Annotated in this window: 17 protein-coding genes; 6 read left to right on the forward strand and 11 right to left on the reverse strand. The window is 40.3% G+C overall.

Features of this window, described 5'->3' with window-relative positions:
• Nucleotides 1-34 precede the first annotated feature (34 nt).
• The 4 genes from BLR53_RS18095 to BLR53_RS18110 all read right to left on the reverse strand — a co-directional run bounded on the left by BLR53_RS18095 (nt 35) and on the right by BLR53_RS18110 (nt 4,762).
• The gene (locus BLR53_RS18095) at nt 35-2,740 is read right to left on the reverse strand and encodes a M14 family metallopeptidase (protein WP_074591674.1); all 2,706 of its coding nucleotides are present in this window, start codon (nt 2,738-2,740) and stop codon (nt 35-37) included.
• Between the two features lie 96 nt (nt 2,741-2,836).
• Complete coding sequence (locus tag BLR53_RS18100) at nt 2,837-3,646, reverse strand: phosphatidate cytidylyltransferase (protein ID WP_074591675.1); 810 nt, start codon at nt 3,644-3,646, stop codon at nt 2,837-2,839.
• Nucleotides 3,643-3,852, reverse strand: a complete 210-nt coding sequence (locus BLR53_RS18105) for a putative signal transducing protein (RefSeq protein ID WP_037441167.1) — start codon at nt 3,850-3,852, stop codon at nt 3,643-3,645. Before BLR53_RS18105 ends, BLR53_RS18100 begins: the two co-directional genes overlap by 4 nt.
• Complete coding sequence (locus BLR53_RS18110; RefSeq protein WP_074591676.1) at nt 3,842-4,762, reverse strand: CPBP family intramembrane glutamic endopeptidase; 921 nt, start codon at nt 4,760-4,762, stop codon at nt 3,842-3,844. The genes BLR53_RS18105 and BLR53_RS18110 overlap by 11 nt, the downstream gene beginning before the upstream one ends.
• A gap of 52 nt (nt 4,763-4,814) precedes the next feature.
• Between BLR53_RS18110 and dusB the strand changes: the two genes are divergently transcribed.
• The gene (gene dusB, locus BLR53_RS18115; protein WP_037441168.1) at nt 4,815-5,822 is read left to right on the forward strand and encodes a tRNA dihydrouridine synthase DusB; all 1,008 of its coding nucleotides are present in this window, start codon (nt 4,815-4,817) and stop codon (nt 5,820-5,822) included.
• A 34-nt stretch (nt 5,823-5,856) separates the two neighbouring features.
• On the forward strand, nt 5,857-6,243 hold the full coding sequence (apaG, locus tag BLR53_RS18120; protein ID WP_037441170.1) for a Co2+/Mg2+ efflux protein ApaG: 387 nt from the start codon (nt 5,857-5,859) through the stop codon (nt 6,241-6,243).
• 9 nt (nt 6,244-6,252) lie between these two features.
• Here apaG and BLR53_RS18125 read toward each other — a convergent pair whose 3' ends face one another.
• Nucleotides 6,253-6,948 carry a zinc metallopeptidase gene (locus tag BLR53_RS18125; protein WP_037441172.1) on the reverse strand — a complete coding sequence of 232 codons (696 nt, stop codon included), beginning with the start codon at nt 6,946-6,948 and terminating at the stop codon, nt 6,253-6,255.
• A 134-nt stretch (nt 6,949-7,082) separates the two neighbouring features.
• Between BLR53_RS18125 and BLR53_RS18130 the strand changes: the two genes are divergently transcribed.
• The gene (locus tag BLR53_RS18130; RefSeq protein WP_037441174.1) at nt 7,083-8,405 is read left to right on the forward strand and encodes a DNA recombination protein RmuC; all 1,323 of its coding nucleotides are present in this window, start codon (nt 7,083-7,085) and stop codon (nt 8,403-8,405) included.
• 16 nt (nt 8,406-8,421) lie between these two features.
• Here the strand turns inward: BLR53_RS18130 and thiL are convergent, their stop codons facing one another.
• Nucleotides 8,422-9,462 (reverse strand): thiamine-phosphate kinase, encoded by a 1,041-nt coding sequence (gene thiL / locus BLR53_RS18135; protein WP_074591677.1) that lies wholly within the window; start codon nt 9,460-9,462, stop codon nt 8,422-8,424.
• A 33-nt stretch (nt 9,463-9,495) separates the two neighbouring features.
• Nucleotides 9,496-10,488 carry a quinolinate synthase NadA gene (gene nadA / locus BLR53_RS18140; RefSeq protein WP_037441176.1) on the reverse strand — a complete coding sequence of 331 codons (993 nt, stop codon included), beginning with the start codon at nt 10,486-10,488 and terminating at the stop codon, nt 9,496-9,498.
• 398 nt (nt 10,489-10,886) lie between these two features.
• Between nadA and nadB the strand changes: the two genes are divergently transcribed.
• Both nadB and BLR53_RS18150 read left to right on the forward strand, forming a co-directional pair.
• Nucleotides 10,887-12,473 carry an L-aspartate oxidase gene (gene nadB, locus BLR53_RS18145; protein WP_037441178.1) on the forward strand — a complete coding sequence of 529 codons (1,587 nt, stop codon included), beginning with the start codon at nt 10,887-10,889 and terminating at the stop codon, nt 12,471-12,473.
• Nucleotides 12,474-12,500: 27 nt separating this feature from the next.
• Nucleotides 12,501-13,013 (forward strand): gamma carbonic anhydrase family protein, encoded by a 513-nt coding sequence (locus tag BLR53_RS18150; RefSeq protein WP_074591678.1) that lies wholly within the window; start codon nt 12,501-12,503, stop codon nt 13,011-13,013.
• Here the strand turns inward: BLR53_RS18150 and BLR53_RS18155 are convergent.
• From BLR53_RS18155 to ybeY, 4 genes are all read right to left on the reverse strand, one after another.
• Complete coding sequence (locus BLR53_RS18155; RefSeq protein WP_074591679.1) at nt 13,010-14,644, reverse strand: Ig-like domain-containing domain; 1,635 nt, start codon at nt 14,642-14,644, stop codon at nt 13,010-13,012. The two genes, BLR53_RS18150 and BLR53_RS18155, sit on opposite strands and share 4 nt — an antisense overlap.
• A 143-nt stretch (nt 14,645-14,787) precedes the next feature.
• The gene (gene mnmG, locus BLR53_RS18160) at nt 14,788-16,650 is read right to left on the reverse strand and encodes a tRNA uridine-5-carboxymethylaminomethyl(34) synthesis enzyme MnmG (RefSeq protein WP_074591680.1); all 1,863 of its coding nucleotides are present in this window, start codon (nt 16,648-16,650) and stop codon (nt 14,788-14,790) included.
• Between the two features lie 139 nt (nt 16,651-16,789).
• The gene (locus BLR53_RS18165; RefSeq protein WP_074591681.1) at nt 16,790-18,664 is read right to left on the reverse strand and encodes an ABC-F family ATP-binding cassette domain-containing protein; all 1,875 of its coding nucleotides are present in this window, start codon (nt 18,662-18,664) and stop codon (nt 16,790-16,792) included.
• Between the two features lie 198 nt (nt 18,665-18,862).
• Complete coding sequence (ybeY, locus tag BLR53_RS18170; protein ID WP_074591682.1) at nt 18,863-19,315, reverse strand: rRNA maturation RNase YbeY; 453 nt, start codon at nt 19,313-19,315, stop codon at nt 18,863-18,865.
• Between the two features lie 347 nt (nt 19,316-19,662).
• Here ybeY and BLR53_RS18175 point away from each other — a divergent pair.
• The coding region (locus tag BLR53_RS18175) for a hypothetical protein (RefSeq protein ID WP_143007821.1) at nt 19,663-19,969 on the forward strand (307 nt) is incomplete at its 3' end.

Raw genomic sequence — 19,969 nt, forward strand, 5'->3', positions numbered from 1 at the left:
TTTTGTAAAATATGTTTATCGTGCCAGACCAGCCTTAAAGATACAGCTGGTTAAATAACAGTTTGAAAGTACCATGAGTCTGGGCACGGAAAGTAATCTCCGGACCGAAAGCCAATAATTTACCCTGGCCGACTTTTGCCTCAAAGGCAGTAACGCCATCCTGCAAATAAGCCTGTCCCCAGGCCCAGCCGCTTCTTAGAGGTGCAGGATTACCAAACCAGGCTAATGGCTTAATCTGACCGCCCGAAATAGCCTCAGGTGCGATTTTGAATACAGGGCTATTATCAAAGTAAACGTCCGCAGCTTTATCCATACCCCAATTCGATGGGTTTGACTGATCGAAATCCGCACGGAGCACGCTGCCCGGAATATAATATTTCTCCGCAGGAAGTCTGCGTTCGGTACCAGCAGCAGTCATTTCAACCAAAGCATTCCTAACAGGAAGCCTTAAATGATAAGCCAGCGCAGTGCTACTACCGATAGTCACTACATGACCACCTTTTTCCATAAATGCACGTAAAGCCGGAACAGATTTTTCTACAGAAAGTTTTCCTGTCCTGTCTTTAAATTCATTCGGCAGGTTTTCCGGTTCGGGCATCTGATAACGATTTCCGCCACCATCATTTGCAGCAGCCGGAACCGCTCCGCCGACCAGTATCAGCACGTCATATTTACTGTTCAGATTTCCTTTATCTATCTCTTGTGGAAAAACAACCGTAGCCTGATAATGATACTGCTCCATTAGCCATCTGATCCATCCCGACGGCATAGAACCACCATAAGTATCCCACAATGCTATTCTTGATGGCTTAAGCCTAACCAGTTGCTGCGGTTTAGCCGCAGCCGGAACCAGCTGCAAACCTAATTTAGCAGCAGAAGATTTCAAAACCTCCAGCGATTTACCAGCTGCAGGCACATAGAAAGAACCGTCTGCTGTATTTCTGTGCACTTCTGCACCAGCTTTCAAAAGGTCATTAACTACTACATAAGAATCATTTACAGCTGCACTTAGCTGATATGCTTGTGCCTTAACCGGCTCAGTACTTTCTGCTTTCAGTAAAGCTCCGTTTGGTAATAGAGTAAAGGGTCCTTCAAGCTGATCTGCAATCCGGTCAAATTTTACGTTCATCAGATAAGCCAATGTCCAGCCTGCAGCATCATAAGGCGCCACAGGAGGGCCGCCAGCGTATTTAAAATCATTTGGGTGATCCTGAGGTTCAAACATATCCAGTACGTGCGGACGGAAAGCCTGATCGGTTTTGACTATATAAGATCCTTTTGGATAATTTTTACCATTTACTTTAAATGCAGCACTAGCCTGGTGTACATCTACACCCGTTCTGATCAAGGCATTCAAAAATTTTACTGCAGTGGTAATATCGGCCTGGTCAGCAGGGATAATATAGGCCCTTGCATCTTTTAGCTTCTGATCTTTCATCACGGCATCATAATATTTTACCGGTAAGCCACTGCGGTTTACAGTAGCCAGTGCCGGATCATTTTTAGCCGCATCATTGATCGCCTCCAGTTTTTTAGGAGAGAATGACCAGGTATCAGTACCGCCTTTACGAATAGAGTTACTAGCCATTTTGTAGGTATTGAAAAGAATTTCATCACTGTAACGGCGGGCATAACCTAATACTGCGTAATTCAGCGATACAGAATAATCTATAGACTGTTTAAAGTGCCATTTTTGCGGCTGTGCAGGATTAGGTGAATCACTGTTTGGTAATAACCGTGAAGGAACCAGCGGTATATCAGCTGGTGTCGGACCACCGATAATTTCAGTCAGCAAACCCACCATATTATGGAAGTAGGTTGTGGTACGCAGTCCGCCGTTGTACCAGGTAGAGAATACCGAGCCATTCCGCTGGGTATATCCGGGCTTATCTTCTGTATTCATGCGGTTATGCATTGCTGCACCGACAGCATCAATACTGGTCATTAAAAGAGGGTCGAAAACATAATTAAACGGATCACGGTAAGGCGGCCCTGCGACTACTGTCCCTGCAGGACCAGCTTGGTGGTGATTATACATGATCTGCGGCAGCCATTCTACAAAAAGCTGTCTGCCCATATTCTGTGTTTCTTTCATATTCAGCATGAAAAAATCACGGTTATTATCATGCCCTATATACTTTTGATAAAGTGTGGGAACCCCTGAAATTGTTCTTTTCAACGGGTCTTTATGGCGCATATACCAGTTACTGATCAGCTCCTGTCCGTCTGGATTGGCATGGGTCATTAATACAATTACATGATCCAGAATACCGGTAGTTTCTTCATCATTTCTGGATGTCAGCTGATAAGCGGTTTCAATGAGCTGATGTATTCCTACAGTCTCATTAGCATGCAGTCCGCCATCAATCCACACCACCGCTTTACCTTCAGCAGCCAGTGATTTGGCCTGTTCAGAAGTCAGACCCTTCCCGTGGGCCAGTTGTCTGGAAATCTGCTGATAGCGATCCAGATGTTTCATATTCTCGGGAGAGCTGATAATGAGCATAAATTGCGCTCTGCCTTCTTCGGTTAAACCGATATTAACCAGCTTAGTCCGGTTAGAGGCAGCAGCCAGTTTTTTGAAATAAGCCTCAGTCTGAGTGAACGTGGCAAGTTTGTAGTCTTCGCCGATTGGAAATCCAAAATGGGATGCCGGATCAGGAACTGTTTGTGCATTAGCGAAATGGCTACTGCAGATCAGTAAAAGACAACATAATGTTTTTTGGTAGTGTTTGAGCATATAAGGGCGTGTTTAGGTTCACCCAAATATAAAGCAGCAAAATGCTATTTACTTTCAAGACATTGATTTGTTACAGAGACTCTTTAAGATTTAATTTTAATTAAGAATGAGCCACAGATAAGCATATACAAGCGGCGCAGCTATCAGCAACCCATCAAAACGATCGAGTAATCCGCCGTGTCCAGGCAGCAACTGACCAGAATCTTTTGCACCTAAACTTCTTTTCAGCATAGATTCAACCAGATCGCCAAGTGTACCGAAACTCACGATGAGCACCGCCATACCAGCCCAGGAAGCAAAGGTCAGTTCAGTAAAATAAAGGGAAATTATAAAAGAAACCAGCACACTGGTTAAAACACCACCAAAAAATCCTTCCCAGGTCTTCTTAGGAGAATGCCTTTCAAATAGTTTATGTTTCCCGAGTTTACGTCCAAAAAGGTATGCACCAGTATCACTTGCCCATAACATTAGCAGAAAAGCTAATGGAAAATGAAAGCTAAACTGCGTTTTACCCAGCAGGAAAGCCAGGGCATAAAAGAAACAAAAAGGTATAGTTACAAAGAAAAGTCCGCCAAAACCAAAAGCTATATTGCGGAACGGTTCCGGTTCATGCCTGTAGAGTTCTGTAAGAAAAAAGGCCGTGCATGCCGGTATAATCAACAGCAAATAATGCAGATCCAGGTCCAGCAGCATAAAGCTTGCAAGCAATCCAAAAATAAGTACATGCGTAGTCAGACCTGTAAATTTCTGTACTTTGATTCCGGACGGTTCTATAAGAATGTAAAACTCGCGCAGTGCAAACACGCTCAGTAAGAGATAAAAAACCGTAAACGTCCAGGCACCCAGATAAAGAGATGCCAACATAACTATAGTAAAGAAAAATGCAGTTATTGCTCTGGTTTTCATTCCGTTTCTATAGATAAAATATAGGCTTCAGCTGCTGCCGAATCTACCTCGTTTACGAGTACTTCAGCTAAACCGAAAGCCTGGTAAGAAGAATCTTTTTTGTTTAAAACTACAGCCGGAATATCAATTGCTATCAGTCCTTGCTTTACTATTTCTGCTTCCAGTGCATTACCGGAAGTGAATACTTTTACCCAGTTATTGTCCATTATTTATTCTTTTATTTTTTAATACCATCAGGCATATCACCGTCAAAAGTAAGCTTATCAGGTAACCATACCACTTAAAATTGAAATTATTATCTGCATTTTCTATAGGAAGATGCTTTACCTGCATATACCAGGCCATCGTAACTGCATAACCGTTATTCAGAAAATGCGCAAAAACGGCATACCAGATACTGCCTGTCCACCAATAAATATACCCGAACATTGCCCCTAATAATAACCTGGGCAGAAAGCCGAAAAACTGCATATGAATAGCGCTAAAAATAAATGCTGCCACCCAGATAGCGATATGCGGATTAGCAAACATGCGTTTAAATGAACGCTGTATTGCACCGCGGAATAAAAACTCTTCACCGATAGCCGGCAAAAGTGCAATAACTACGAGATTAATAAAGTAATCGCCCACGTTATTAACTTTCAGAAATGCCAGTGTAAGCCGTGTCGCTTCATCTTCCTTAGCACGCATCCATTCTTCTATCGGCTTAAGCCACTCTGGGAGCACCATCTGTTGATTCCATAGTGCAAGCCATTCTATAACCGGCATCGAACAGGCCATCAGTGCAGCTACAATTAATAAACCTCTTGCACCCGGTTTTTCTAAACCAATAAGTTCACTAATCTTTATATGCTCGAGTCTGGCGAGTAATAATGGTGGAACAAGGAATAAAAATATGGTTGTAAAAGCCTGACTAAGCTTAATTGCGCCAATATAAAGTTCAATTTCCTCGCCGCCACCTTGCATCGCGGCAAATGCATTCCCGCCATACAACGTATATAGCAGACCTATGGTTATAACGGAACTTAGCACCATACCCAGTAAAGCAAAACTGGTTAGCATAAGTAACTGTATATAAGGGCTCTTTTCTAGCCTTTCGTCTGGAATAAAATTCATTATTAAGGATTTTTGTACCTTTGTGGCTTAATTTTGGTTTGAAGATAGAAAAATGTCTGTAAAGATAGGAAATATAGACCTGGGCGAGTTCCCATTGTTACTTGCGCCCATGGAAGATGTAAGTGACCCGCCATTTCGTTTTGTATGTAAACAAAGCGGCGTAGACATGATGTATACGGAGTTTATCAGCTCTGAAGGTCTGATCAGAGATGCTGCGAAGAGCCGTCAGAAGCTTGATATTTTCGAATATGAAAGACCAATCGGGATTCAGATTTTTGGCTCCGAAATATCTTCCATGCAAGAGGCTACAGAAATTGCCACACTGGCAGGACCCGATTTAATCGACATCAATTATGGCTGTCCGGTTAAACAAGTTGCCTGTAAAGGTGCCGGTTCTGCATTATTACAAGATATTGACAAAATGGTCAGAATGACGGAGGCTGTTGTTAAATCTACACATCTTCCGGTAACGGTCAAGACCCGTCTAGGCTGGGATGACAATACTAAAAACGTCGATATCGTTGCCGAAAGACTTCAGGATATAGGAATTCAGGCCCTGACTATTCATGGAAGAACACGTTCACAAATGTATAAAGGTGTTGCGGACTGGACTATGATCCGGGAAATCAAAAGAAACCCTAGAATCAAGATTCCTATTTTTGGAAATGGTGATATAGACAGCCCCGAAAAGGCTATGGACTGGCGTATGGAATACGAAGTTGACGGTATAATGATTGGAAGAGCAGCTATCGGCTACCCCTGGATCTTCCGTGAAGTAAGTCATTATTTCAAGACTGGAGAGAAATTAGCCGGCCCCAGCGTTTTAGAAAGGGTTGAAGTATGCAGAACGCATTTAGATAAATCTATTGCCTGGAAAGGCCCGAAAGTGGGCATATTTGAGATGAGAAGGCATTATGCTAATTATTTTAAAGGGCTCCCGGACTTTAAAAACTACCGGATGCTGCTTGTAAAAGAGGACAATATCGAGACTATACATGAAATTCTGGACGAAGTGGCATACCATTATCAGCATATCATTCCTCAGGATGAAATGGCCTGATATTTGAAAAAGAACTGGCATTAAAGGTTAAGTGATGGTTACAGCAATAACAGAGGGAATAAAAATATCAGTAGTTACAATTTATCAGGAAGAGTATTCTAATCCCGACAAGGAACATTATATGTTTGCCTACCAGATTACGATAGAAAATCTTACTGATTATACTATTCAACTAATGAGAAGACAATGGTTTATCTTTGATTCCAACGGATCCAGAAGAGAGGTTGAAGGAGAAGGTGTGGTCGGTCTTCAACCGGTTATTAATCCGGGTGATACATATTCTTATGTGTCAGGTTGTAACCTGTCCAGCGATATTGGCACTATGTCCGGAAATTACCAAATGTACCGTAGCGCAGACGAAAGTTCATTCCTGGTCGATATACCTGAATTTGAATTGATTGTCCCATACCGTTTAAATTAACAGACGGTTTTAATCCCTGTTTCTTCCGAAAAGCATTGCTGCATAGTATAGCAGATTTGCCAAAGCACCCAGTGCCGCCACTACGTAAGTCATTGCTGCCCACCAAAGTGCATCTTTAGCCTGCGCATTTTCCTGTTGTGTCTGCATAATTCCGTAATTATTTTTGAGCCAGTTTAATGCCCTGGTACTGGCATCAAACTCCACAGGAAGCGTAATAAAGCTGAAAATGGTAATTAGAGCCAGACCTAAGACTCCGATTGCCAGAACTACCGGATTACCGGTAAAACCGATAAGCAATACGCCAATAATCAGAACCCATTGCAATAAATTCGACGATATACTCACCACTGGCACCATAGTAGAACGTAATTGCAGCCATCGATAAGCGGTAGCATGCTGCACAGCATGACCACATTCATGTGCAGCAACTGCCGCAGCAGCAATACTGCGCCCATGATAGACATCAGTACTTAAATTAACAGTCTTATCTGCAGGATTATAATGATCTGTCAGTTGCCCCTCAACACTGATCACACTGACATCATAAACGCCATTATCCCTCAGCATTTTTTCTGCTACTTCTTTACCGGAAATGCCCGAACTCAACTGAATTTCAGCATATTTAGCAAACTTATTTCTAAATTTCCATTGTACAAACATGCTGATCAGCAGCATCGGAATAATCAAAATCAAATAGGCTTCCATCTTTTTATTTAGTGCTTCAATTCCTAATCAAAAACTGTACCTATAATAGAGAAAGCTCTGATTTTTTAAAACCACTTTACTAACTTATTTGTGAAAACAAATTTAAATACAGATTTTTGATAAAAATATTAGCAATGGATATACTCATTATAGCTTTACTCGCCGCTGTGCTTCTCGTTTTATTTTTCCTGCTTTTTAAAAAAGCCCCTGCTGATAATCACACTACCGGAATGCTCGAACTTAAAGAGCAGGAACATCAGAAAACTTTGAATTTTTATCAGGATGAAAAGCAAAAACTGGAAGATGAAATCAATGATTTGAGGTTAGGTTATATGGCCGAAAGAAGTCGTGCAGTAAAAGCAGAAGAAATGCTCAGTGCTCAATTGGATAAACAGCAGGAACAACAAAAATATATCCTGGAGCTTCAGGAAAAATTCAAACTGGAATTTGAACAGGTGGCCAGCAGAATACTTGAAGAAAAAACAATTCGTTTCAATGCCCATAACCAGGCTAGCATGGACCTTATTTTAAGCCCGCTGAAGCAGAATATAAAGGCTTTTGAGGAAAAGGTCGATAAGGTATATAAAGCTGAATCAGACGAGCGGAATATACTAAAAGGTGTTATTTCACAGCTCATGGACCAGAGTAAACAAATACAGGAAGATGCAACTAATCTGACCAGAGCTTTAAAAGGAGACCAGAAAAAACAAGGTAACTGGGGAGAAGTTATTTTAGAGCGCGTACTGGAACGATCCGGTCTGGTCAGGGATTCCGAGTACCGGATTCAGTCCAGCTTCGTTACAGCCGCTGGAAATAGGGTACAACCTGATGTTATCATCGACCTTCCGGAAGACAAACATATTGTAGTTGATGCAAAAGTATCTCTTGTTGCTTATGAAAAATATGCAAACGCAGAAACTGAAGAAGAGAAGGAATTATATATAAGACAACACCTGCAGTCCCTTCGTAATCATATTCAGGAACTCAGCGGAAAAAATTATCAGGCTTTATACCAGATCAATTCACCAGATTTTGTCCTTCTTTTTCTACCTATAGAATCCTCTTTCGGATTGGCTGTACAAAAGGATGCCGAATTATTCAGCTATGCCTGGGATCGCAAAGTTGTAATCGTCAGTCCCACTACCTTACTCGCAACGCTTAGGACTGTTTCCAGTATATGGAAACAAGAAAGACAGAATCGTAACGTGTTGGAAATAGCACGTTTAAGCGGAAGTTTATATGATAAATTTGTCGGTTTCTTAACAGATATGGAAAGTATCGGCCGTAATATCAGGCAGAGTCATGAAGCATATGATAAGGCGATGAATAAGCTCAGTACAGGTGCAGGAAACCTGGCAAATACTGCCGATAAAATTAAAAAGCTGGGTGCAAAAACAACGAAGCAGATTGATCGTAAATTTTTAGACCCAGCCTTGACTGATCCGGATATTTTATAACCTTATCAATTTTTATTTATTTTTTGAAAGCGCTCCATCCCTGTGCTTTCAATTCATGGACCACATTAGATTTAGATACCATTCTGCAACCTGAAGCCTGATCCGTAATGTGACCAATAATAGAGATATCCACGTCATGTTTTAAACGGTCATAATCGGCCTGTTTAATAGTAAACAGCAGCTCATAATCTTCACCACCATTTAAAGCACAGACAGTTGGATCAATTCCCAGCTCACGTGCAGTCTCATAAGTCATCGGATCAATTGGTATCTTTTCTTCATAGATTGTGCAACCTTTTTCTGATTGTTTACAAATATGCATCAGTTCAGAAGCAAGCCCATCGGAAACATCAATCATAGAAGTCGGAACAATTTTCATTTGTGCTAACAGATCTACAATATCTCTTCTTCCTTCTGGCTTTAGCTGTCTTTCTATAATATAATCCTTTCCTTCCAGGTCTGGTTGAATTTTAGGGTTTTCCAGAAAAATCTGCTTTTCACGTTCCAGAATCTGAAGGCCTACATATGCCCCGCCAAGGTCACCGGATACACAGATCAGATCGCCTTCATTAGCACCATTACGATAAACTACATCTCCTGCTGCGGCATATCCAATGCTGGTTACACTAATTACTAATCCCTGCTTGCTACTAGAAGTATCACCGCCAATCAAATCAATATTAAATTGATTGCAAGCCAGCTCCACACCTTTATAAATCTCTTCCACAGCTTCCAGAGGAAACTTGCTTGACAGGCCTATAGAAAATGTAATCTGTGCTGCAATGCCATTCATCGCGTAAATATCGCTCAGATTAACCTGAACAGCCTTGTAGCCTAAATGCATTAAAGGCACATAAGCAAGATCAAAATGCACTCCCTCAAGCAGCAGATCAGTTGAGATCAATACTTGTTTATCCGGAGAATTTAATACAGCTGCATCATCACCAATCCCCTTTACGCTGGTCTCATGTCTGATCTTAAAATTGGTAGTCAGATGGTCTATTAAACCAAATTCACCAAGCTCAGCCAGATCAGTACGTTCCTTATTTTCAAACATGTTATTTTTATAAAAAAACTATAATTCAAGGTTTTATAAACCCAGTTTAGCTGAAATATCCAGCATTCTTTCTATCGGTTTACGTGCTTCCCTGATAATATTTTCAGGTACTGTTACCTCAGGTAATCCATTTTTTATACACAGGTATAATTTTTCCAGTGTATTTCTTTTCATGTACGGGCAATCATTGCAGGCACAATTATTATTCGGTGGTGCAGGTATAAATGTTTTACCCGGATTGGCCTTCTCCATCTGGTGAATAATACCACTTTCGGTCGCTACAATAAACTCTTTAGCATCACTTTTAATCGAATAATTCAGTAATCCTGTAGTAGAACCAATATAATCCGCCATTTCCAGCACACTTTCCTCGCATTCCGGATGCGCAATAAATTTAGCTTCCGGATGGCGATTTTTGAGCTTTGTAATTTTCTCCCTTGAAAAGATTTCGTGCACCATACATGCACCGTTCCAAAGTACTAAATCACGACCTGTTTTTTTTGCCACCCAGGCACCCAAATTTTTATCAGGCCCAAAAATAATCTTCTGATCTTTTGGTAAACTTTCTACAATTTGAACAGCATTTGTGGATGTGCATACAATGTCACTCATCGCCTTTAATTCTGCTGTACAATTCACGTAAGTGATTACCAGATGATCCGGATATTTCTCTTTAAACTTTTTAAACAAATGTGGAGGACAGCTGTCGGCCAGAGAGCAACCTGCCTTTATGTCAGGTAATAAAACTTTCTTTTCAGGCGACAAAATCTTCGCAGTTTCTGCCATAAAATGTACGCCGGCAAAAACTATGACATCTGCATCAGTTCTGGCAGCTTCCTGAGAAAGGCCTAAACTGTCTCCAATATAATCGGCAACATCCTGAATATCAGGCTCTTGATAATAATGTGCTAAAATGATAGCATTTTTCTCTTTTTTCAGTTTTTCAATTTCTGCAAAAAGATCAAGTGTTGGGTCGATACTTTCTTCTACAAATCCTCTTCGGTTTAATTCTTCTAAGGTATCCATTTTCAACGTTTCAATAATTAATAATTATTTAATATAAATAGACTTCTATTGTTTATTAGTGTGTTAGTAATGTTTGTAACTCCCTCTTTATAATTCGTCAAATTGACTTGTTCAAGTTTTATCCACAAAAAAGGTTAATTCTTTTCACAAATATCCGCTGATTTACAACCTTATAATTTTTATAATTAAAAGTTATCCATATCTGGATGTTTATTAATAGAGGTGTGGGAAAAAGTTAATAACTCCTGCAAAGTTGCTTAAAAATAACTTAAAATATTGTGTCTAATTCTCATTTTAGCTTAGCTTTAAACATTCTTAAATAGTTCCTCTATTTCTATCGACAAGTAATTAACATTTTTTTAACGTTGTTAACAAGAGGGCTGAATTTGCATATTTTAATGAGAAAAGTTGATTTTTTAGTGATTGGATCGGGTATAGCGGGGTTGAGCTTCGCTTTAAAGGCCGCGAAACATGGAAAAGTTTTGATTGTGACTAAATCAAACGAGGATGAATCCAATACCAAATATGCGCAGGGTGGAGTTGCGGTAGTTGTTAACAAAGATGACTCATTTGACAAACATATAGAGGATACGCTGATTGCCGGCGATGGTTTATGCGACCCTAAAATTGTTGAAATTGTAGTCAAAGAGGGGCCACAGCGTATCCAGGAGATCATTGATTACGGAATTAATTTCGACAAGGATCAGTCCGGCGTTTATGACCTTGCAAAAGAAGGCGGCCATTCTGCACATCGTGTATTACATTATAAAGATGTAACCGGTTATGAAATCGAGAGCGTTTTATTGCGTCAGATTCATGAAAATCCAAACATAGAGATATTAACACATTACTTTTGTTTGGAGTTAATTACCCAACATCACCTCGGAGAGTTTGTTGACAAAAGCACTAAAGTTATCAACTGTTTCGGTATATATGCCTTTAACACAGAGCTTAACGATGTGGAGAAGATCTTAGCAAAGGTCACTGTGATGGCTTCCGGCGGGGCTGGGCACGTCTATTCGAGTACGACAAATCCCGTTATTGCTACCGGAGACGGAATGGCAATGGTGTACCGCGCAAAAGGCAAATTGAGGAATATGGAGTTTATTCAGTTTCATCCGACGGCTCTGTATAACCCTGGAGAGTATCCTTCGTTTTTAATTTCTGAAGCTGTAAGAGGGTTTGGCGGAGTCTTAAAGCGTAAGAATGGAGAGGAATTTATGCTGGAATACGATTCCAGGGGCTCACTAGCTCCGAGGGATATTGTAGCGAGAGCAATTGATTCAGAGATGAAAAAATCAGGTGAAGATTTTGTTTATCTGGATATCAGGCACCGTAACAAAGCTGACATTCTGACACATTTTCCTAATATTTATGCGAAATGTTTATCCATCGGGATTGACATGACTAATGATATGATTCCGGTTACCCCAGCTGCACATTATATGTGTGGTGGTATTTTGGTGGATGAAAATGGGAGGTCGACTATTCAGAATTTATATGCTTGCGGGGAATGTTCTTCTACAGGTTTACACGGCGCTAACCGCCTTGCTTCGAATTCGCTTTTGGAAGCTCCGGTGTTCGCCCATCGAATTTATCTGGATGCGATTGCTACTTTCGATAAACACGAGATTCCTGATCAGATTCCAGAATGGAATGACGATGGGGTCGTTCAATCCGACGAAGATATCCTGGTAACTCATAATCTGAGGGAAACGCAAAAGTTGATGAGTGATTATGTGGGAATTGTGCGTTCTGATTTCCGCCTGGATCGTGCAATGCGCAGATTGTTTTTATTACATGAAGAAACGGAAGCTTTTTATAAAGCAAATAAAGTTTCTGTAAAACTCTGTGAACTGCGTAATGTGATTCAGACTGCGTTCGTTGTAATCAAAGCTGCGAAAGCAAGAAAAGAGAGTAGGGGTTTACATTTTACAACAGATTATCCGCAGCATGCAGCTGAAATATCGGATACTATTTTTTAATATTTCTTATCCGGTTAATTTATAAATATGGCAGTTATACTACCTGTTTTAGGTCAGCATCCTGAGTGGGGAGCAGATTGTTTTATCGCACCAAATGCAACGATTGTTGGTGCAGTCAGAATGGGTTTTGGCTGTTCAGTTTGGTTTAATGCCGTTATTCGTGGAGATGTCAATTCTATTACTATAGGTAATGAGAGTAATATACAGGACGGGGCAGTTATTCATGCCACTTATCAAAAGGCAGCTACGGTAATTGGAAACCGGGTGTCTGTCGGACATAATGCAATTGTACACGGCTGTACATTAAAGGATCATATCCTGGTTGGTATGGGCGCTATTATAATGGATGACGCCGTAGTGGAGGATTATTGTATTATCGCTGCAGGCAGCGTAGTTTTAAGCGGTATGCTTTGTGAAAGCGGTTATCTGTATGCCGGTACTCCGGCAAAAAAAATAAAGCCCGTTACTGAAGAGCAACGGGCTTTATTAAATCAGCTTCCGGATAATTATATCCTTTATTCCAGCTGGTTTAAGAGTTAATTTTCTTTGGGCAGGGTGATAGTTTCATTCCTGTCCCAATTCGCTCTTATACTCAATTCTTTTGGCTCGTGGAAGATCTTTTCCGGGTATATTCCTTTCTTATAATTCCCGGTATCCCATTTGCCATTCTTATTTGTATCGTAGACTATCTGGATAAAATATTTACCGGCACGGTAATTCGTAAAACTCACTGTAGTATCCTGGTTTACAGTTAACCTGGAAACGACGTTTTTACTTTCATTAGTGATTTCCAACAGATACTGTTTATTTGGTTCCGGAGTGAGAATTTTAACTTTCAGCGTTCCGTAATCATCTTTTTTAGCAAGTTCAAACTTCTTCGTGAAAATCTTGCTTCTGGTATCAAAACCCGAAGCAAAGGCACCCGTGTCTGCTTTAATTTCATAAATCCTTCCAGCTCTCCAAGGGTAAATAAATTTATAAGCCAGGAAATTTGAGCTGTCCTTTTCTAGTTTAAAATCAGTTTTTTTGACCGAATCTTCTGTTAACGTTATTTTCGCCGGGTTTACTGATTCTATTGGAAATCCGAAAGTAAATATCAGCGGATGGTTAGGATTAAGGAGATTTCCCTCAAGATTATCTGCGGCGATTAAACTTCGTGTATAGGTTTCCCGTTTGCCGCGGTTGAAATTAATCGTTTGCAATAGCTGACCGCCATTGGTGATACTAACTTTGGCAGAATCAAAACTGAGATCCGTTAACCATACTTTTACAGAATCTCCTGTACTGCTGAATTTGTATTTTTTATTGGCATCCAGATTCGCAGGTTCGATAACGGTTAAGCCCGGGTGGTCCAGCTGCTGGTTAAAATTCATGGTAATCGTACCATCGGTATTTAACCGGCGGTCTACTACACGGAATGTTTCTGCAACTTCTTTAAATACCAGCATATTTACCTGTTGGGTGTCTTTGCTCAATACAATTGGATCTTTTACAAAGCCGACCTCATCCGTACTCTGCTGATAAATTTTGTCACTGCTCTGCTCTTTTAGTGCATACATATGATATTTTCCTTCCCGCAGATTGGATATTTTATAATTACCGCTACTATCTGTCAGTGCGTATATAGAAGCTTTCTTTTTTTCAAATAGGGTATCTCTGCCGAAAGGAATTAAAATTGCTGCTGCTTCGATTTCTGGTTTACCTGTTTGCGCATTCCTGATATTTCCAGATATAGTCAGCGAGTCTAATTCCGGACCGGTAGAAAAAACGTAACTGAAATTTTTGAGTGAGTTACCTTCATTTACGTCGACAATTGATTTGCCGAAGTTTAACGTATAGGTTGTGTTGCTTTCCAGGGTATCGGTAAATTCAATTTCCAATATTTTTCCTTTAACCCGTAGGGTAGGGAGGATCTCGATATCCGGAGAAATAGAAAATTGCTTGAACTGATCATTTAATTTGAAATATTCGTCAAATGTGATCAGTACTTTTTTAGTGGCAAAATTGCGGGTCAGATTTTCTGGCAGCATGTTCAGCACTTTTGGAGGAATAGAATCTTTCGGGCCTCCTTGTGGACCCGGTCCTATGCTCGCGCAGGACACCATCAGAGAGATTGCTAAAACAAGGCAGCATAAACTCATGGCGAAAGATAGTAGTCTGTTTTTAGTCATTTACAGGCGATATAAGAGATTCACGGATGTTTTTAATGATTATGTCTTGGAAATTTAGAAAATGGCCCAAATCTCTTTAAAATGAGCCGTTTTCTAAACCTTTAATTTTATATATAAATAATTGATTATCAGTGTATTATATTTTATTTGCTAATATGAACCATTAAAACTGAGATGTCAGACGGCGAAACACCGGAAATTCTCGATGCCTGACCCAAGGTACGCGGTTTAATCTTTAATAATTTCTCGCGGGCTTCTTTTGAAAGCGATCCAAGCTGACTATAGTCGAAATCAGGATTAATGTCCTTGTCTTCCATTTTCTGCATCTTATTAACAATTTCCTGTTCCTTCTGAAAGTAGCTTTCGTATTTAATTTTTATTTCTGCCTGCTCTATAGTTTCCTGTGAATACTGGCTAAGCTTTTCGTCAAATGCAGAACTAACCTGGCGAACATCATTAATGTTTACCTGTGGCCTGCTGAGTACATTAAATATTTTAACATTTTGTGTCAGCGGGCTTGAATTTACACTTTCCAGCATCGCGTTAGCTTCAGCCATTTCTATACCTTGTTTTCTGGTGAAAGCAACAATTTCATCCGAGTCTGCTACTTTACGTTTGACGGCAGCAATTCTTTCCTCGCTGATCAATCCTAATTCGTAGCCGATAGGGGAGAGACGGATATCTGCATTATCTTGGCGTAACAGTAAACGGTGTTCTGCTCTTGATGTGAACATTCGGTAAGGTTCTTCTGTTCCTTTTGTTACCAGATCATCTATGAGCACACCGATATAAGATTCACTGCGCTTCATAATCAGTTCATGCTTTTCATAAACTTGCTGGTGCGCATTAATCCCTGCAATGAAACCTTGACTGGCCGCCTCTTCGTATCCCGTTGTTCCATTTATCTGTCCTGCGAAATATAAATGGCTTACTTTTTTAGTTTCCAGCGTTAACGATAATTGGGTTGGTGGAAAATAATCGTATTCAATCGCGTAACCCGGTCTAAACATTTTGGCGTTTTCAAATCCTGGAATTTGAATTAAGGCACGATATTGCACATCTTCAGGAAGCGAAGTTGAAAAACCGTTTACATATATCTCGCAGGTATCCCAACCTTCAGGTTCTACAAATATCTGATGACGGTCCCTTTCAGCAAAGCGGTTTATTTTATCTTCTATAGAAGGACAGTATCTAGGACCTAATCCTTTTATTCTACCTGTAAACATAGGAGATTTTTCAAATCCTTCTTTTAGCGTTTCGTGTACTTTACTATTTGTATAAGTAATCCAGCAGCAGCGCTGATCCTTCGGGCGTGCTACATCTGTATATGAAAAACGTCCTGGATTTTCATCTCCCCACTGTTCTTCCATTAACGAATAATTTAGGGAACGGCCATCAACACGGGGTGGGGTACCAGTCTTCATCCGGCCAGCTTCAAATCCTATAGAGGTTAACTGTTCCGTTAATCCGGTTGCTGCTTTTTCGCCAGTTCTTCCACCGCCGAATTTTTTCTCACCTATATGAATTATACCATTTAGAAAGGTGCCGTTAGTCAATACAACAGCCTTTGCACGGATCTCAGAACCAATAGAAGTTTTAACGCCTTTGACCTGATCATTTTCAATAATCAGGCTGCTTACCATGTCTTGCCAAAAGTCTACATTTGGAGTACGTTCTAAAGCAAGACGCCATTCTTCGGCGAAACGTTTACGATCATTTTGTGCACGCGGACTCCACATCGCCGGGCCTTTAGAAAGGTTGAGCATGCGAAACTGAAGCGTAGTTTTATCTGCAATAATTCCGGAGTATCCACCCATGGCATCTATCTCACGAACAATCTGTCCTTTGGCTACTCCACCCATGGCTGGGTTGCAACTCATCTGTGCGATGGTTTCCATATTCATCGTAATTAGCAATACTGAAGACCCCAGGTTTGCTGCTGCAGCGGCCGCCTCGCAACCTGCGTGTCCGGCACCAACTACAATTACATCATATTCTTTAAACATCTTTTTATGTATTAGGTTCCACGTGAAACAGGGGTGTCAATTTTACCTTTAAAGCACTAGAGGTTTCACGTGGAACGTTTATTTATTTCAGGTAGCTCTCGCAATCATTTTCAGTATGAAGGGCTTATAAGTGCTGGTATTAAGTCGTACTTCCTGCCTTTTCTGATAGTTCCAGCCAGCGTTCCATCGTTTTATCCAGGTTTTGCTGAATCGTCTGTATCTTTAAGGTCTGATCTTGTATCTGCTGATAATTTACCGGATCAATTTCAGAAAGACCATTGGTTAGCGCCGCTATTTCTGATTCAAATGAAGCAATGGCCTGCTCTGAATCATCTAATTCCTTTTGCTCTTTATAGGTAAGTTTTACCGGGGCAGGAGCGGAAGATATAGTATCAGCTTTCGCAACTTTAGTTGCGGGCTTATCTTTTGCAACGTCGAGGCTGATTCTATATTCTGAGTAATTTCCGTTATAAATTTGCACATCTCCGTTACCTTCCATAATGAATAATTGCTCACTCATTTTGTCCAAAAGATATCTATCATGAGAAACGAGAATTAATACGCCAGGGAAGTTTTCAAGGAATTCTTCCAGCACATTTAGGGTATCTATATCCAGGTCATTTGTAGGCTCATCAAGGATAAGAAAATTCGGGTTTTGCATTAATACTTTCATCAGGTGCAATCTCTTTTTCTCACCACCGCTGAGCTTCTCGACCATGCCATGTTGTTTCTTTGGCGGAAATAAAAATAGAGTCAGGAGTTGAGATGCAGAGATAGTCTGACCATCTGCCATCTTGATATATTCGGCGTCAGATTTAACGATGTCAATTACACGTTCTTTCTCATTAAAGGCTAATCCTCCTTGTTTATAGTAACCGTAAACGGTAGTTTCACCTTTGCCTACGATCCCTTTTTCCGGCTTCAGATAACCAGTTATAATATTTAGCAGGGTAGACTTTCCAGTACCATTTTTACCGGCAAGACCAATACGGTCACCATGCTTGAAAGTGTAACTAAAATCGCTGATTACATTTTTATTTGTGAAAGACTGTCCGATGTGATCCAGTTCAAGAATTTTGTTTCCCTGTCTGGACATTTTCACATTTAAGGTTACAGTTTTATTGTCTGTGCGCTGTTTTGTTTTACTTTCCAGATCGTAGAATGAATCGATTCTCGACTGAGATTTAGTCGTTCTTGCGGCTGGCATTCTGCGCATCCACTCTAATTCCTTCTTCAGTAAATTCTTGTTTTTCTGGAATGTACTCTCGTCAGCTGCTTCGCGTTCCGATTTTTTCTCCAGGAAATAAGCGTAATTTCCATTGTAATTATAAATCTTGCCCCGGTCTAATTCTACAATTGTATTGCAGACATTATCCAGGAAGTATCTATCATGAGTTACCAGTAAAATGGTTTTGTTTCCAGAAGTAAGAAGCTTTTCCAGCCATTCGATGGTATCAATATCCAAGTGATTGGTAGGCTCATCCAGTACATAAATTTCCGGATCTTCAATCAGCAATTTGGCTAAAGCAAGTCGTTTTTTCTGACCACCCGATAGTGTCGAGATTTGCTGCTGCAAATGATTAATACCCATACGGCTTAAAATAGTTTTTATTTCATGCTCGTATTCCCAGGCATTGTGCTCGCTTAATTCTTCATATAGACGATTAAGTTTTTGCTCGTCAGGGTTAGGATCTTCGATCAATTCTTCATATTCCCGAATCAGCTGCTGCTGTTTATTTTCCAGTGAAAAAATAAAATCACTGATAGAATATCCATCTGGAAAAGAAGGTTCCTGATCTAGAAAGCCAATTTTAACGAATTTATTTTTAACGATTTTGCCTTCAAGAGGACTAAATCTTTCTGCTAATAGTTTAAGGAGTGTGCTTTTTCCTGCACCGTTAATACCGACTAACGCTACGCGCTGGCCAGTTTGGATGCCGAGGGTTAAGTTTTTAAATAACCATTCATCATGGTAGGCATGGCCTAAGTTTTCTGCTGCAATTAGTGTGCTCAAAGTAGTTTTTTAACGAATTATCAGAATTAAAATTACCTGCAAAAATAACAAATATATAGCTAACCGCTTCATTATCGGGCAGATCAATGATAACTGCAGGTCAGCAATTAAAGCAGAACAAGACAGCCAATTCTTGAATAGAACCCGGATGAGAGAAGTTATTTTATATTAAGTTACTGTATTACAGTGTGTTATATTTTATAGGGGCTTGGTTTTTACAGGAATGCTTAAGGTGGCCAGGTAAGTATCTTCCTTAGCCGTCATTAAGGTCTTCGCAGCCTTCCCTTTATCGCCGTAACCCAGCAAATGAAGTGTGCCGTGAATCATTACCCTGCACAGCTCATTTATAACAGAACTGCCAAAGGTTTTTGCATTTTCCTGTATACGCTCAACGCTGATAAAAATATCGCCAATAATGGTTTCCTCAATATCTGAATTGTCAAACGTAATTACGTCGGTATAGGTGTCATGATTCAGGTACTGTTTATTCATCTCCAGCAAATATTTGTCGGAGCATAAAATAAAATTCAATTCTTCCAGTTTATATCCTTCAGCAATAATAGTGTCGTTAATCCAGCTACGGATGACAGTTTTATTTTTAAGGACATAATTCACGTCTTCGTTGAAGAAGTGTACAGGAAGCTTAGGCATGACAATCAGTTTACGCTGCAAATTTAGTACTTTTATTTCAGCAATTTTTGAATTCAGTCATTCTTGACAAGTAGCTGAAATAACATCGGGCATGTCCCGTGAATAAGCTTTTGGTCATATCATGTTCGGGTCTGGTTTGAGTGTTCCTTTACTCTTGTTCGACTGAACCCCACACCACACCTACAAGAAACCCACACGTACCCACAGCGAACCAACAAGATGGTGTATTCTGGTGAATTAGTTACGGCCTTTGGAATAAAAATACCAGGGAACACTGCATCAGAACCCGAATAATCCATTCATCTCAATGTCCATTCCTGAAAAAGCTATACACTATAAAACAGTGTATGGAAAGAGAAGAAGAGTTGTTCTACTCAGAAAGAACGAGTAAAAATCAGAAGTTTGACAAGCGACTGATCGCTCATGTTGTTAAGCTGGCCGAAGAAGGGACGCCCCGGAGGGATCTGATAAAGACTTATAAAATGACCGGAGAAACCCTTGGGATGTGGTTGGACAAGTACAGTTCAATTTTGCATAAACGCAAGCTTCACAGTACTGCAGAAAAACGATCGATTGTTCGAGCTATCCATGGGGGGATGAGTATAAAGGAAGCCGTTATCGTATACAATATCAGCTCAAGGAGTACCATACGAA

The organism is Pedobacter antarcticus (assembly GCF_900103515.1).
In the GTDB taxonomy this organism is placed as follows: Bacteria; Bacteroidota; Bacteroidia; order Sphingobacteriales; family Sphingobacteriaceae; genus Pedobacter; species Pedobacter antarcticus.